Below are 12,599 nucleotides of genomic sequence, written 5' to 3'. Positions count from 1 at the left end.
GTGTCATATCGTGGAGGGCATGGACTTCGCGATGTCGGCCAAGGCGGCCGATTACCACAAGCGGTTGACCGACTTCATGACCGAATTCGTGTTCCCCGCGGAGGCGGACTATCACGGGTACCGCGAAGAAGCCGGTCCCGACGACCACACCGTTCCTCCCGTCGTCGAGGAACTCAAGGCACTGGCCAAGGAGCAGGGGTTGTGGAACCTGTTTCTGCCTCCCGTCTCGGGACTCACCAACCTCGAGTACGCGCCGCTCGCCGAGCTGACGGGGTGGAGCATGGAGATCGCCCCGGAGGTCACCAACTGCGCCGCCCCCGACACCGGCAACATGGAGACCCTGCACCTGTTCGCCAACGAGCAGCAGCGCAAGCAGTGGCTCGAGCCGCTGCTGGCCGGTGAGATCCGCAGCGCCTTCGCGATGACCGAACCGGCCGTGGCGTCCTCGGACGCCCGCAACATCGAGACCACCATGCTGCGCGACGGGGACGACTACGTCATCAACGGCCGTAAGTGGTGGATCACCGGGGCCGCCGACCCCCGCTGCAAGATCATGATCGTGATGGGCCGCACCAACCCCGACGCGGCCAGCCATCAACAGCAGTCGATGATCCTGGTGCCCACCGACACCCCGGGCGTCGACATCCGCCGTTCGCTGCCGGTGTTCGGTTGGCAGGACCAGCACGGGCACTGCGAGATCCTCTTCGACAACGTGCGGGTGCCCGCCGCGAACCTGTTGCACGAAGAGGGCAGCGGCTTCGCGATCGCGCAGGCCCGCCTCGGCCCCGGCCGCATCCACCACTGCATGCGGGCCCTCGGCGCGGCCGAGCGGGCGTTGGCGCTGATGGTCGACCGGGCCAGGAATCGGGTGGCCTTCGGTAAGCCGCTCGCCGAGCAAGGGGTGGTGCGCGAGGCGATCGCCAAGTCGCGCAACGAAATCGATCAGGCCCGTCTGCTGTGCCACAAAGCGGCGTGGACCATCGACCAGCTCGGAAACAAGAGCAAGGACGCGCAGGTGCAGGTGGCCCAGATCAAGGCGGTCGCCCCGCAGGTGGCGTGCGATGTGATCGACCGCGCGATTCAGGTGCACGGCGGCGCCGGGGTCAGCGACGATGTCCCGCTCGCCCGGATGTACGGCTGGCACCGGGCGATGCGGCTGTTCGACGGCCCCGACGAGGTGCACATGCGCACCATCGCGCGAGCCGAAATCGGCGGGGAGCAGAGCACTTTCGCCTCGGCAGCGTGCGCCCAACCGAGCAGCACGGTGACGTCGTAGTGGCTGTCGAGATCCGAGAACTCTCCGGGGCGTGGAACTTTCGTGACGTCGCGACGACGACCGGCGTACGGCCCGGCCGTCTGTTCCGGTCCAGCGAGCTGAGCAGGCTCTCCGAGGAAGGCCGACGCCGGCTGAAGGAGCTCGGCATCTCCGATGTGGCGGATCTGCGCTCGCCCCGGGAGGTCGAGCGCCGCGGCCCGGGAGCGGTGCCGCCGGGGGTCGCGGTTCACCTACTGCCGTTTCCGGATGTCTCGGCGGTCGACGGGGAGGCGCCGCACGAGGCCACCTTCCAGAAGATGATGAGCGAGAAGCCCGACGACGAGGACGTCGCGGTGGCCGCCAAGCGGTTCATGACCGAGGAGTACCTCCGGTTTCCGACCCTCGGCGGCGCGCGACGCGCTGTGCGGCAGGTGATTTCGTTGCTCGCCGACGGCCGCCCGGTGATCACGCACTGTTTCGCGGGCAAGGATCGCACGGGGTTCACCGTCGCCACGGTGTTGGAGGCCGTCGGTGTCGAGCGTGACGCGGTGCTCGCCGACTTTCTGCGCAGCAACGAAGCCGTGCCGCTGCTACGGGAACGCATCCTGGAGTCGGTGCGCGAGCGTTCGGAGACCCCCGAGGTCGTCACGTTCGCCGAGGCCCGGCTCACCGACGAAGTGCTCGGCGTGCGGGAGGACTACCTGGGTTCCGCGTGGCAGACGATCGAGCGCGAATTCGGCTCGCTACGTGGATATCTCGAGGCCGCCGGGGCGACCGACGAGGACGTCACCAAGGTGCGCGCCGCGCTGCTGGACTAGCGACTTGTGTGCGTCCTGTTGCGCTGCGACGCCACGGCGGCGACCGCCAACGGGATGCCGTCCTCGGCGTAGGGCGCCAGTTGCAGTCGGGCGTCTGCAGTTCGTGGGTGGCGGTCTTGGCGGAGACGGTCTCCCCCTTGAGTAGCCGGACGACGATGTCGAGGTTGGTCTCCAGCAGCTCGCGGGTGTCAATGGGGGTCAGCCCGATCATCGCGGCGTCGGTGGGCAACGAGCCCGGTCCCATGCCGCCGATGATGCGGCCGTGGGTGAGGTGGTCGAGCAGCATCAGCCGGTCCGCCACCCACAGCGGGTTGTGGTAGGCCAGCGAGATGACGCCGGTGCCGAACCGTATCCGCTTTGGCCCGCTGGACCGCCGCGGCGATGAACACCTCCGGCGCGCTGATGATCTCGCTTCCCGCCGAATGATGTTCGCCGATCCAGGCCTCGTCGTAGCCGAGCGCGTCGAGGTGTTCGATGAACTCGAGGTCGCGCTGCAACGCCAGGGTGGGATTGGTGCCCGGGCGGTGAAACGGTGCGATGAAGTACCCGAAACGGAGCTTGGCCATTCCTCAAGCTACGTCGTCAGGCACACCCCGATGACCCAAACGGCGGTGGCCAGCGCCGCGCCGGCCAGTTCCACCCCGACCGACAGCGCGACGCCCTTGACCGCGTGCATGGTCGACGTCCACGCCAGCCGTCGATCGCGGCGATCCGCGAGCTCGGCCAGATACACCCCGAGCACGAAGCCGAGCACCAGACCGAGCACCGGGATGACGAAGAACCCGACGATGCCGAACACCGCGCCGACGACCAGGATCCGGGTCCGCACCTCGGCGGCGCGCATCCGTTTGACGGGCCACAGGTACTTGATCGCCATGGCGGCCGCCAACAGCGCGCTCGCCACGCCGAAGGTCACCCACGCGGTGACGGCGTGCTCCCGGCCCTCGATCACGGCCCACACCAGGATCGCGCCGAACACCAGCACCGTGCCGGGTAGCAGCGGCACCACGATGCCCACCAGGCCCACCGCAATGACCAACGCGGCCAGCACGATGCCGCCGGTACTCATACGTCGAATGTACGGGTCAGGGGCGCTCGGCTCGCACCCACTGGATGCTGCCGAATGTCTTGGTTCGAACGCGCCCGAACCCCACCTGTTCGAACAGGTCGCCGAGTTCGTCCTCGCCGAAGAAGTGCGCGCCGCTGCTGGCCAACAGCCGCAGCGGAGGCGGCACCGAGCCGACCGTCGGCACCATGACCGCGATGCGCCGGCCCGGCCGCAACACCCGGAACATCTCCGTGACCGCGGCCGCCGGCTCGGGGATCAGCTGCAATACGGCCAGTGACGTCACCGCGTCCACGGTGTCGTCGCGAAACGGCAGCCGCTGCGCGTCGGCGCGCAGGAAGGCCACGTTGGGGCCGGCGTGGGCGCGGACCGCCCGAGCCAGCATGGGTTCGGAGATGTCGACGCCGATCGCCAGCCCGTCCGGTCCCGCGGCACGCGCGAGCGCCGCGGTCACATTGCCGGGACCGCTTCCGACGTCGAGCGCGATGCCGCCCTTCGGGATGTCGAGCCAGTCGATCGGCGTTCGCCACGCGCCGATGAACCGGCGGGCGAAGGCCTGCGCGTTGTCGTACAGCAGCGATCCGATGCCCGACGCCCACACGGCCTGGATGAAACCGGTGTTCCGCGGCGGTGCGGCGCTCGACTGGCCGCTCAGCAGGTCGAGGTAGCCCTTGCCGGCATCGGGGTTCGACGGTGGTTCGGTGAACAGTTCGATCGCCCGGCTCAGCGCGGGCGGCAGCGCGGTGGTCACAGATCCACGCTACGCCTGCACGTCATGCCCCCAGCTTGTCGGCGAGGTCCAGGAAATCGGTTGCGGTGACGTCGAACTCGCCGTGCTCGACCCGCCGCTGCGGGCGCCGCGGCCCACGCTCGAGCGGCCGGGACACATACGCGGTCGACAGGCCCGCGCTGCGCGCCGCCCGCAGGTCGGCCGGATGGGCGGCGACCAGCATCAACTCTCCCGGCGCCACGTCGAGCAGCTCCGCGCAGCCCAGATACGCCTCGGGGTCGGGCTTGTAGCGCCGGAACAGCTCCGCCGAGATCACGCAGTCCCACGGCAGCCCGGCGCGTTTGGCCATGTTCGTCAGCAGCGAGACGTTGCCGTTGGACAAGGTGGTGATGACGTGCTGCCGCTTGAGCCTTTCCAGCCCGGCCACCGAGTCGGGCCAGGGGTTGAGGCGGTGCCATGCGCGGTTGAGGTGGTCGACCTCGTCGGCGCCGACCGATTCCAGCCCCACCGCCTCGAGCAGCTCGACGAGAATCATCCGGTGCAGGTCGTCGATCGTCATCCACGGCAGCTCGCCGCGACGGACCCGGTCCATCGCCGGCACGTAGCCGGCGCGCCAGCTGTCCGCGACGGCCGCCCAGTCGCGGTGCGCGTCGTGGCGGCGGCCGAACTCCTTGAGCTCGGCGATGATGCTCGATCGCCAGTCGACGACGGTGCCGAACACGTCGAAGGCAAGGACCCGCGGAGCCATCACCCGATGCTCTTCGCGCTCATCCCGAGGGCTCCAGCACGACCTTGCCCAGCACCCCGCCGTCGGCGAGGGCCTGCAGCGCGGCGGCACCCTCGGCGAGACCGAAGCGCACCGGCGGCGGCGGACGCAGCCCCGCCTTGACCAATTCGCCGACACCGAACGCGAACACCGACTGCGAACCCGGCTTGCGGTTGACGTATTCGCCGTAGCCGACGCCGATCACCGCGACGTTGCGCAGCAGCAGCCGGTTCACCTTGACCGTCGGGATGCCGCCGCCGGAGGCGAAACCGATCACCAGCAGCCTGCCCTCGGTCGCCAGCGCCCGCACCGCGTCGTCGAACGCCTCGCCGCCGATCGGGTCGACGACCAGGTCGACACCCTCGCCGTCCGTCGCGTCCTTGACCGATTGCAACCAACCGTCGGTGAGCGGTAGGACAACGTCGGCGCCAAGCGATTTCACGAAATCGACGGCGTGCGGACGGTGCACCATCGCGATCACCTTGGCGCCCAGCGCCTTCGCGATCTGGATGGCGGCCACCCCGATGCCGCCCGCCGATCCCAGCACCAACACGGTCTCGCCCGGACGCAGCGCCCCGCGTTTGGCGAGCGCGAAGTACATCGTCTGGTAATTACCCATCAGCGCAACGGATTCGGCGTCGTCGAGATCGTCGTAAGTGGGTGCGACGTTGGCGGTCGGCACCGCCACCTGGTCAGCCCACCCGCCGAGCATCGCCATCGCCGTGACACGTTGGCCCGGCGTGAACTCCGACTCGTACGGCGCCGACCGCACCACGCCGGCGACCTCCATGCCGGGGATGAACGGCGGCTCCAGCCTCAGCTGGTATTCACCGCGCAGCAACAGCAGGTCGGGAAAGCTGACCCCGGCGGCCCGGACGTCGATGACCACCATGTCGTCGCCCCCGACGGGGTCGTCGACGTCGGTGTAGTCCAGGCCTGCCGGACCGGAAAGCTCCCGCGCGACAAGCGCTTTCATGCGGTGACGCTCAGCCGAGGCTGAACGTCGCGCGCTGAGCGGCCGACAGGTCGGTGATCTCGCCCCACTTGGCGGCGATGTCGTCGACCGACGGCACCTCGGTGAACGTCACGCCCTCGTTCTGGAACAGCGCGGTGCGCTGCACCTTGCCGCCGCCGACGATGAACACCGAAGCGGTGTCGGGGACTTCCTCCGTCATCAGGTAGGACACCACCGGCGCCACGTACTCCGGCGTCAGCTTCTCGAAGACCTCCGGCGGCAGGATGTCCTGCGTCATCCGGGTCGCCGCGATGGGCGCGACCGCGTTGGTCTTGATGTTGTACTTCGCGCCCTCCTGGGCCAGCGTGTTGATCAACCCGACCAGGCCCAGCTTCGCGGCGCCGTAGTTGGCCTGCCCGAAGTTGCCGAACAGCCCGCTGGTCGAGGTGGCGACCACGACGCGTCCGAAGCTGTTCTCCCGGAAGTGCGGCCACGCCGCGCGGATCACGTTGTACCCGCCGTAGAGGTGCACCTTGAGCACCGCGTCCCAGTTCTCGAAGGACATCTTGTGGAAGGTGCCGTCGCGCAGGATGCCCGCGTTGGAGACGACGCCGTCGATCTTGCCGAACTCGTCGAGCGCGGTCTTGATGATGTTCTCGGCGCCCTCGGGCTCGGCCACGGAGTCGTAGTTGGCCACCGCGCGGCCGCCGGCCTCCTTGATCTCGGCGACCACCTGGTCGGCCATCGCCGACCCGGCGCCGGTGCCGTCGCGGGCCCCGCCGAGGTCGTTGACGACGACGCTGGCGCCCTCCTTGGCGAGCGTCAACGCGTATTCGCGTCCGAGACCGCCCCCGGCCCCGGTGACGACGATGACGCGGTCCTGCACTCCTGGCATGAGATTCCTTTCTAGAACCTGTGATTTCGGTGCGCCAAGTTGCGCTGAGCGCTACTTACCGCACCGAAATCGCTAAAACAGACGTTTGGCGAGCTTAAGCGCCTTCTCTGTATACGGGGGATAGATGAAGGCCCCGACATCGGGTCGGGTCGGCTTGGTCATCACGGTCTTCTTGTGGCTGAACTGCTCGAACCCGTACTTGCCGTGATAGGCGCCCATCCCCGACGGGCCGACCCCGCCGAACGGCAGCTTGTTGGTGGCGAAGTGGAACAGCAGGTGGTTGATCACCATGCCGCCCGCCGACACCTCCTTGATGACCCGCTCGCGTATGCTCTTAGTCTTGGTGAACAGGTAGGCCGCCAGCGGCTTCGGGCGCGAGTTCACGAAACCGATTGCGTCATCGAGGGATTTGACCGTCACGACCGGCAGGATCGGTCCGAAGATCTCGTCGGTCATCAGCGGTTCGGCCGGGTCGGGGTCGACGACGACGGTGGGCTGGATGCTGAGCTTCGCCGGGTCGGATCCGCCGCCGACGACGACGTCGCCCTTGGTCGCGGCCAGCGCGGAGGTGAGCCGGTTGAAGTGGCGCTCGTTGACGATGCGCTTGCCGTCGGGGTTCTCGGACTCGAACTTCGTCACCGCGTCCCTGATCTTGTCGACGAGCTGATCGCGGATCTTCGCGTCGGCCAGCACGTAGTCCGGCGCGATGCAGATCTGCCCGGAGTTGATCAGCTTGGTCCACGCGATCCGCTTGGCCGCCACGTCGAGATCGGCATCGGCGGACACGATCACCGGGCTCTTGCCGCCCAGTTCCAGGGTGACCGGGGTCAGGTGCGGTGCGGCGGCCTCGTAGACCTTGCGGCCGATCTCGGTGCCGCCGGTGAAGCAGATGTGATCGAAGCCCTGCGCGATGAGCTCCTGGCTGACCGCGCCGTCGCCCTCGACCACCGCGATCGCGTCGTTGTCGAGGTACTTGGGCACCAACTCGGCCATCAGCGCCGACGACGCCGGGCACACCTCGGACGGTTTGAGCACGACGGTGTTGCCCGCCGCGATCGCCCCGATGGCCGGCCCGAGCGTCAACACGAACGGGAAGTTCCAGGCACCGATGATCAGCACCGTGCCGTAGGGCTCGTACTCGACCCAGCCGCGTCCGGGCAGCTGCGAGAGCTCCAGCAGCCGGTAGCGGCGGCGGGCCCACTTGCGGACGTTCTTCGCGGCGTCCTTGGCCTCCCCCGCGGTGCTGGCGATGTCGGCCAGCCACGCCTCGAAGCGGTTGCGGCCAAGATCCTGGTGCAGTGCCTCGGCGATGGCGTCCTCGTTCTCGGTGACCAGCCGCTCCATCGCTTCGAGCTGCTGTTTACGCCAGGCCAGATCTTTGGTGCGCCCGGTGTTGAACGTTTCACGGAGCCGACGGACGACCGCCGGGATGTCGGTGGTGGCTTGCGCGGGCGCGGCGAATTCAGTGGTCATGGTGGGTGTCCTTCCTGACCCTAGGAATACCCGATCCTAACCAACCGGTTGGGGCCCCGTCAGGGGCAACTTCGTGCCCCTCATGTCGCCCGTTCGGGCGGTCAGCCCACCCTCTCGGCGGTGACGAACGAGGAGAACGCGTCGTCGCCGTACTCTTCGGTGGGCAGCACCCACCGGCCCAAACGCCGCATCTCCTCTCGGGCGCTCACGGCGGCGGCCCGCCAGCCGTGCTCGTCGAGCCACTGCTGCACATCGGCGCGGTGGGGGTCGTCGTACATCAGCTCGCCGACGTCGAGCGTCTGCTCCATGCCGAACTGCGCCGCGATCCGTTCGAACCGCGCCCGCATCTCCGCGCGCCGGTCGTCCGCCTGCGTGCCGACGGTCTCGACCGCCGTCCGGCTTCCCGGCGCGCTGAGCGCGGTGATCTGCTCGAACAGCCGATCCTGCGCGTCGGCGGGCAGATACATCAGCAGTCCCTCGGCCAGCCAGGCGGTGGGCGCGTCGGGGTCGAAGCCGGCCTCGCGCAGCGCCTCGGGCCAGTCCGCACGCAGGTCGACGGGGACGGCGTGCCGCCGCACCGACGGCAACGTGCCGTGCTCGGCCAGCCGGGCGGCCTTGTACTCGAGCACTTTCGGCTGGTCGATCTCGAACACCACGGTGCCCGTCGGCCACGGCAGCCGGTAGGCCCGCGAGTCCAGACCGGAGGCCAGGATGACGACCTGCCGGATGCCCGCGGCGGTGGCGCCGGTGAAGAACTCGTCGAAGAAGTGGGTGCGCACCGCCTGGTAATTGCCCATGTGCTCGAAGATCGCGGCGACCTCGGGATCGAGCTCGGCGACCTTGGCGTCGAACTCGTCGTCGAGGATGAGCTCCCAGACACCGGTCCCCGCGCCCTGCACGAGCACCTTGGCGAACGGGTCGCGGATCAGCGGTTCGTCGCACGCGGTCTCGGCGGCCCGGGCGGCGGCCACCATCACCGCGGTGGAGCCGACGCTGGTCGCGATGTCCCAGGTGTCATCGTCTGTGCGCAGAGAACTCATCGTGCGCCATGGTAATCGAAGAACTTAGTCGGGCTATCGAGCTGTGATCGGTGTTACTGGTTCAGCTGCCACAGCTTGTTGGCCATCAACAGCTCGAACTTGTGCATCACCGCGGTCAGTTCCTGGTGCGTGCCGACGAACCCGGCGTAGAAGCCCATGCCCCACATCACCGCGACCAGCATCTCGACCAGGTGCTTGACGTCGGTGTCGGTGCTGAGCTCACCGCGCTCGATCGCGTCGTTGACCGCCCACGCGATGAACTCGCGGGAGTTCTTCAGCGCATCGTGGTCGTCGCCGGCGAGCTCGGGGTGGCGCTGGGACTCCAGCACCGAGGTGACCAGGAACGCCGCCGCGGAGCGGTCCTCGGAGTCGGCCTGCATCGCCGCGGTGAAATAGGCGCTGAGCCGATTGAGCAGGTTCGTCTCGTTCTCGGCCTTGGCCCTGCCCTCGCGGGCGATCATCGCGTTGGTTTGCTCGACGACTTCCCGCCACAGCACCTGCTTGCTGGCGAAATAGTGGTTGATCGCGGGCCGGGTGAGATCGGCGCGAATCGCGATCGCCTGGAACGTGGCTGCGTCGTACCCGAGTTCGCTGAAGACTTCGCGAGCCGCCTTTATGATGCGCTCCCGCGTCTCGGCGGCCTTCGCTGCGGGAGGGCGGCCTGGGCCTCTACTCGCGGTATGCGGCACGGTCAAATTGTGCCACACCCCACGTGCGATAACCGACACAGGCCGACTCGGGGCGCCGCCGCGCGTAAGACCAGCAAATATCCCGGTCTTCCAGAGGCGAATCCGCGTAGAGGGAAGCGGTGCCGACGAACTAGTGTCCCGTCTCATGGCGAGCGTCGTATCGCGCGAGGACTACTTCGACACCGGTCTCGACGTTCTGTCCGACCTCGGTTACGGCGGGCTGAAACTGGCCGAGGTGTGCAACCGCCTCGGCGTCACCACCGGATCCTTCTACCACTACTTTCCGAACTGGGCCGAATACACCAAGGAGCTCGTCGCGCACTGGCGGCAGGACCGCACCGTGCGCGTCATCGACGCCGTGCGGGCCGAACCCGACCCGCGCCGTCGCATCGACACGCTGGTGCAGATCGGCCTTGGCCTGCCCCACGGGGCGGAGGCGGCGATCCGGGTGTGGAGCACGATCGACCCCGAGGTCCACACGGTTCAAACCGCGGTGGACCAGCAACGCTACGAGATCATGTACGAGTCGGCACTGGAGATCCTGCAACACGAGCGCCAGGCACACGTGTTCGCGGCATGGGCGGTGTATTTGCTGGTCGGCTACGAACAGGCCACCTTGCCGCGCGATGCCGCCACCCTGGAGTGGATCGCGGCGCAGATGATCACCTTCCTCGATTCCGGCCGGTTCGCATCGGTCTCCGACGGTGACTAGCGCGCGCGACACCGAAACGCACCCGGTTGCCCGCCTGTCATGAGGCGGTTGTGGCGTCGCGTGTACGACCGGATCCGGCAGCGCGACCCCGAGTACGACGCGCTGCGCCGTGCGACGCGGGCCGCCGTGGTGCTGCCGATCGCCGCGGCGATCGGCTTTCTGGTGGGCGGCGGCTCGCAGACGCCGTTGTTCGCGATCTTCGGGTCGGTGGCGCTGCTGATCGTGGTGGACTTCCCCGGCAACCGCCCGGCCCGTGCGCTGGCGTACGGCGGGCTCGGCGTCAACGGCGTCGTGCTCATCACGCTCGGCACGCTGGTCGCGCCACATCCGTGGCTGGCGGTCGCGGTGATGTTCGTGCTCGGCGTCGTGGTGACGTTCTCCGGGGTGCTCAGCGAGATCATCGCGGCGGGCCAGCGCGCGACGCTGCTGACCTTCGTGCTGCCGGTGTGCACGCCGGTCGGGCCGATTCCCGACCGGCTGCTCGGCTGGCTCATCGCGTTGGCGGTGTGCGTGCCCGCGGCGTTGTTCCTGCTTCCCCCACGCCATCACGACGAACTGCGCGCCGACGCCGCCGCGGTGTGCACCAAGCTCGCCGACGCGCTGGAGGGCGCCGCGACGGTCAAAGAGGTGACGCGGGCGATGAACGCGTTGTGGGAGACGTTCCTGTACGCCGACTTCCGGCCCGTCGCGCTGAGCGCGGGCAGCCGCGCCCTGGTGCGCGTCGTCGACGACCTCGGCTACCTGTCGGACCGCCTCACCGAGGACACCGGGCGCCGGCTCGGGCAGATGAAGCAGCCGCTGGTGCGGGTCCTGCGCGACTGCGCCGACGTGCTGCAGGTCTCCGACCGCGCGGCCCGAAGCGCCCGCGGCGCCGACCTGAACATCGCGCTGAGCGAGCTGCGCGCGATCGCAGCGGGCAACTACCGCGAGGACATCATCGAGATCCTCGACTCCCCCGAGGACGACGCGGCGGTGGTGGTTGGCCGGAATCTGTTGGAACGACGCACTTTTTCGGCGACGGTCGGGGTGACCGGACGTGTCATCCGCAACGCGGCCGCCGCCGACGGCCGCCCCGTGTGGGACCGCGTGCTGGGCCGCGGCCTGCCGCCGACCGGCACGGCCGACTGGGTGATGCCCGAGACCACCGCCGTCGCACAGATCACCCGGGGCCTTCTGGCCACCAGGGCGGTGGCGTTCCGCAACGCCGTGCGCACCGGCCTCGGCCTCGCGCTTGCGGTCGCCGTCACGCACCTGCTGCCGGTGGAGCACGGCTTCTGGGTGGTGCTCGGCGCGATGTCGGTGCTGCGCAGCAGCGCGCTGACCACCGGGACGCGCGTCGTGCGCGCGGTCCTCGGCACCGGGATCGGCTTCGTGTTGGGTGTGATCGTCATCGAACTCGTCGGCGTCGACCCGATCGTCATGTGGACGCTGCTGCCGTTCGCGGCGTTCGGGTCGGCGTTCGTGCCCGAGGTCGCGTCGTTCATCGCCGGACAGGCGGCGTTCACCATGATGGTGCTCATCACGTTCAACCTGATCGCGCCGACGGGCTGGAGCGTCGGGTTGGCACGCGTCGAGGACGTGGTGGTCGGCGCGCTGGTGGGCGTCATGGTGTCGGTGATGCTGTGGCCGAGGGGCGCCGCGGCGCGGGTGAACACCGCGATCGACCAGGCGTTCGCCGTCAGCGCGAAGTTCCTCAAGGCCGCGGTGCAGCGCGTCACCCGCGGCGCCTCCGAAGAGGCCAGCAACCGGGTGCACACGCTGAGCCACGACGCGCTGGTCGCGACGCGCACCGCCGATGACGCAGTGCGCCAGTTCCTTTCGGAGAACGGCGGCGTCACCGACATCCGGGCACCCACGGTGCGCGCGGCCAACCGGGCGGTCCGACTGCGGGCCGCCGCGGAACTGATCGCCGACGTCGTCCCGCCGCCGCTTGGCGTCTACGACCAGACCAAGGCGGTGCTGGAAACCCATGCGAAGGCGGTCACTGAACGGATCACGGGCAGCAGCCAGGAGTCGCCGCCGCCGATCAGCGACGACTTCGTGATGACGCTGCGCGCCGAGGCGGCCGAGGTCGTGGCGTTGCAGTCCAAGGCCGACCACCCAGGCAACGGTGACCTGGCGGTCGCGGCTGCGCTGCCGTTGGTGACCGTCGCCGCGCACCTGGGCGGGCTGGAGTTGTTGTACCCCAAGCGTTCCTGAG

At 68.8% G+C, this 12,599-nt stretch carries 14 protein-coding genes; 4 read left to right on the top strand and 10 right to left on the bottom strand.

The window, feature by feature from the left end; all coding sequences use genetic code 11:
• The first annotated feature begins 19 nt into the window (after positions 1-19).
• Entirely contained in the window at positions 20-1,276 is a 1,257-nt protein-coding gene (locus tag MELE44368_RS11055) for an acyl-CoA dehydrogenase family protein (RefSeq protein WP_128108517.1), read from the top strand.
• Positions 1,276-2,073 carry a tyrosine-protein phosphatase gene (locus MELE44368_RS11050; RefSeq protein WP_128108516.1) on the top strand — a complete coding sequence of 266 codons (798 nt, stop codon included), beginning with the start codon at positions 1,276-1,278 and terminating at the stop codon, positions 2,071-2,073. Before MELE44368_RS11055 ends, MELE44368_RS11050 begins: the two co-directional genes overlap by 1 nt.
• Here MELE44368_RS11050 and MELE44368_RS27315 read toward each other — a convergent pair.
• The 10 genes from MELE44368_RS27315 to MELE44368_RS11005 all read right to left on the bottom strand — a co-directional run bounded on the left by MELE44368_RS27315 (position 2,042) and on the right by MELE44368_RS11005 (position 9,687).
• The gene (locus MELE44368_RS27315) at positions 2,042-2,374 is read right to left on the bottom strand and encodes an LLM class flavin-dependent oxidoreductase (RefSeq protein ID WP_264031814.1); all 333 of its coding nucleotides are present in this window, start codon (positions 2,372-2,374) and stop codon (positions 2,042-2,044) included. The genes MELE44368_RS11050 and MELE44368_RS27315 overlap by 32 nt on opposite strands.
• Complete coding sequence (locus MELE44368_RS27310) at positions 2,262-2,639, bottom strand: LLM class flavin-dependent oxidoreductase (protein ID WP_264031816.1); 378 nt, start codon at positions 2,637-2,639, stop codon at positions 2,262-2,264. The genes MELE44368_RS27315 and MELE44368_RS27310 overlap by 113 nt, the downstream gene beginning before the upstream one ends.
• 8 nt (positions 2,640-2,647) lie before the next feature.
• Complete coding sequence (locus MELE44368_RS11040; RefSeq protein ID WP_128108515.1) at positions 2,648-3,142, bottom strand: DUF456 domain-containing protein; 495 nt, start codon at positions 3,140-3,142, stop codon at positions 2,648-2,650.
• Between the two features lie 16 nt (positions 3,143-3,158).
• Positions 3,159-3,890 carry a methyltransferase domain-containing protein gene (locus MELE44368_RS11035; RefSeq protein WP_241566569.1) on the bottom strand — a complete coding sequence of 244 codons (732 nt, stop codon included), beginning with the start codon at positions 3,888-3,890 and terminating at the stop codon, positions 3,159-3,161.
• Between the two features lie 22 nt (positions 3,891-3,912).
• Positions 3,913-4,617: a haloacid dehalogenase type II gene (locus MELE44368_RS11030; protein WP_128108514.1), complete on the bottom strand. Its 705-nt coding sequence runs from the start codon at positions 4,615-4,617 to the stop codon at positions 3,913-3,915.
• 19 nt (positions 4,618-4,636) lie between these two features.
• The gene (locus MELE44368_RS11025; RefSeq protein ID WP_128108513.1) at positions 4,637-5,611 is read right to left on the bottom strand and encodes an NADPH:quinone oxidoreductase family protein; all 975 of its coding nucleotides are present in this window, start codon (positions 5,609-5,611) and stop codon (positions 4,637-4,639) included.
• Between the two features lie 10 nt (positions 5,612-5,621).
• On the bottom strand, positions 5,622-6,485 hold the full coding sequence (locus tag MELE44368_RS11020) for an SDR family oxidoreductase (RefSeq protein ID WP_046753037.1): 864 nt from the start codon (positions 6,483-6,485) through the stop codon (positions 5,622-5,624).
• Positions 6,486-6,557: 72 nt separating this feature from the next.
• Positions 6,558-7,958: an aldehyde dehydrogenase family protein gene (locus MELE44368_RS11015; protein ID WP_128108512.1), complete on the bottom strand. Its 1,401-nt coding sequence runs from the start codon at positions 7,956-7,958 to the stop codon at positions 6,558-6,560.
• Between the two features lie 101 nt (positions 7,959-8,059).
• Positions 8,060-8,998 carry a class I SAM-dependent methyltransferase gene (locus MELE44368_RS11010; RefSeq protein ID WP_128108511.1) on the bottom strand — a complete coding sequence of 313 codons (939 nt, stop codon included), beginning with the start codon at positions 8,996-8,998 and terminating at the stop codon, positions 8,060-8,062.
• Positions 8,999-9,051: 53 nt separating this feature from the next.
• A complete protein-coding gene (locus MELE44368_RS11005; protein WP_128108510.1) occupies positions 9,052-9,687 on the bottom strand; it encodes a TetR/AcrR family transcriptional regulator in 636 nt (211 codons plus the stop codon).
• Between the two features lie 145 nt (positions 9,688-9,832).
• Between MELE44368_RS11005 and MELE44368_RS11000 the strand changes: the two genes are divergently transcribed.
• Positions 9,833-10,399, top strand: a complete 567-nt coding sequence (locus MELE44368_RS11000; RefSeq protein WP_128108509.1) for a TetR/AcrR family transcriptional regulator — start codon at positions 9,833-9,835, stop codon at positions 10,397-10,399.
• Positions 10,400-10,438: 39 nt separating this feature from the next.
• Positions 10,439-12,598 (top strand): FUSC family protein, encoded by a 2,160-nt coding sequence (locus tag MELE44368_RS10995; RefSeq protein WP_128108508.1) that lies wholly within the window; start codon positions 10,439-10,441, stop codon positions 12,596-12,598.
• Position 12,599: the final 1 nt, after the last annotated feature.

It is taken from the genome of Mycolicibacterium elephantis DSM 44368 (assembly GCF_004014805.1).
GTDB classification, from domain to species: Bacteria; Actinomycetota; Actinomycetes; order Mycobacteriales; family Mycobacteriaceae; genus Mycobacterium; species Mycobacterium elephantis.
This window is presented reverse-complemented; position numbering and strand designations above follow the sequence as displayed.